The sequence below is a fragment of the Calderihabitans maritimus genome (assembly GCF_002207765.1).
In the GTDB taxonomy this organism is placed as follows: Bacteria; Bacillota; KKC1; order Calderihabitantales; family Calderihabitantaceae; genus Calderihabitans; species Calderihabitans maritimus.
Genome location: NZ_BDGJ01000066.1, coordinates 1 through 1,987, shown reverse-complemented (window position 1 = coordinate 1,987; position 1,987 = coordinate 1). Strand labels below are relative to the sequence as shown.

Genomic DNA, 1,987 nt, shown 5'->3' with positions numbered 1-1,987 from the left:
GAGAAGGGCAAAGACAGCAGAAAACCCCGAAAGGGGCCTGCCCGCGGGAGGAAGTGGTGAAGCCACGGGGGACCGCGGGAGGGCCGAGTTCTTCTCCGGCACAAAACGGAGCGACACCTCGCGGAGGCCGGGATAGCGGCCTGATGGAACAGGTGGTGGCCAGGGAGAACATGCTGGCCGCCCTAAAGCGGGTGGAGCGAAATGGAGGCGCGCCTGGCATAGATGGCATCCCGACCGAACGGCTTCGGGACCAAATCCGTGCCGAATGGCCGCGCATCCGAGAAGAACTGCTCGCAGGAACCTATAAGCCAATGCCTGTGCGCCGGGTCGAAATCCCGAAACCCGGAGGAGGCAAACGGCTATTAGGGATACCTACCGCAAAGGACCGCCTGATCCAGCAGGCACTTCTGCAAGTATTGACGCCCATATTCGAGCCGCAATTTTCAGAGGCCAGTTACGGGTTCCGGCCTGGAAGGAGAGCCCATGATGCGGTGAGGACAGCGCGTCAATACGTAGAAGAAGGATACGAATGGGTCGTGGACCTGGACATAGAGAAATTCTTTGACCGGGTCAACCACGACATTCTCATGGCCCGGGTGGCCCGAAAAGTGAAGGATAAGAGAGTACTTACACTTATCCGCCGCTATCTCTAGGCAGGCGTCATGGTGAACGGAGTGGTCATAGAGACGGCGGAAGGGACGCCGCAGGGCGGCCCCTTAAGCCCACTTTTGGCCAACATTCTACTGGACGACCTGGACAAAGAACTGGAGAAGAGGGGTCACAAGTTTGTCCGTTACGCTGATGACTGTGCGCCATGAACATTTTCCCTTCGATTGATGGGGAAAATGGTGCTACGCAGGAGATGAGGGAAGGCCCCTCAAAGCCGGCTTGCAGGAGCAGGCTTTAAACCACCTCAAGCTGCAGGGGTCAAGAGCCCATGTAGTGAGCGTTGAGGAAAAGGCAGGAAGAAACCTGTCAGGTAGGAGACAAGGAGACGAGCGCGAAGCGAACCGCCGGTCACGTGTCGAAAGCGTAGGGACGACGTCAAAACCGGGTGGAGTCGTTAACCCGGGATAAATCTGGGGGGAACCTGCTTACTGCCCAGGTGGCGTCCGGCATAAAGGCGGCGTGAACTTGTCTTAGGCTCCTGCGTGGAACATGGGAACCTGTAGCTTCGATGATAAGGGAGAACCCCAATTGGGAGGCCCCCAAGAGGGCAGAGTACCGAGGCGAAGCACAGGGACGGAACAACCTGTAGTAGTGAAGAAAGCCCGTAATAGGGCTGGAGCGAAGGGGTTGTACTGTTCAGCTTTATACTCAGATCAACCCGCAGAGGGGAGGAATCTGGTGAATAAAGCAAAGCCGTTTAATATTTCCAAAAGTGAGATTTGGGAAGCTTACCAACAAGTAAAAGCCAACCAGGGAGCTGCAGGGGTGGATGGACAAACGATTGCCGAATTTGAAAAAGACCTGGGGAACAACCTCTACAAACTCTGGAATCGAATGTCCTCCGGGAGTTACTTCCCACCGCCGGTCAAAAGGGTAGAAATACCCAAAGACGGCGGGGGAACCAGGCCGTTGGGAATACCCGCAGTGGCAGACCGTATAGCCCAAACCGTGGTCAAAAGGCGACTGGAGCCAGAATTAGAAAAAGTCTTCCATCAAGACTCCTACGGATACCGTCCGGGGAAGTCGGCGATAGAGGCAGTAGGAGTGGCCCGACAACGTTGCTGGAAGTTTAACTGGGTCTTAGACCTGGACATCAAAGGTTTCTTTGACAACATCGACCACGGACTATTAATGCGGGCGGTACGGAAACACACCGACTGTAAATGGATACTACTGTACATTGAACGGTGGCTGAAAGCACCGGTACAGTTAGAAGACGGGAGAATGGAGAGACGAGACAAAGGAACGCCGCAGGGAGGGGTGATAAGCCCTCTACTAGCCAACCTTTTCCTCCACTATGCATTCGACATGTGGATGC

1 protein-coding gene and 1 pseudogene are annotated in these 1,987 nt (G+C 55.3%); both read left to right on the top strand.

What is annotated here, in order from left to right; genetic code table 11:
* Positions 1 to 143: 143 nt before the first annotated feature.
* A pseudogene (ltrA, locus tag KKC1_RS06560) lies at positions 144 to 809 on the top strand (group II intron reverse transcriptase/maturase); the annotation flags it as partial.
* Positions 810 to 1,347: 538 nt separating this feature from the next.
* Positions 1,348 to 1,987: group II intron reverse transcriptase/maturase (ltrA, locus tag KKC1_RS06555; protein ID WP_202819973.1), on the top strand; the 640-nt coding region annotated here is incomplete at its 3' end.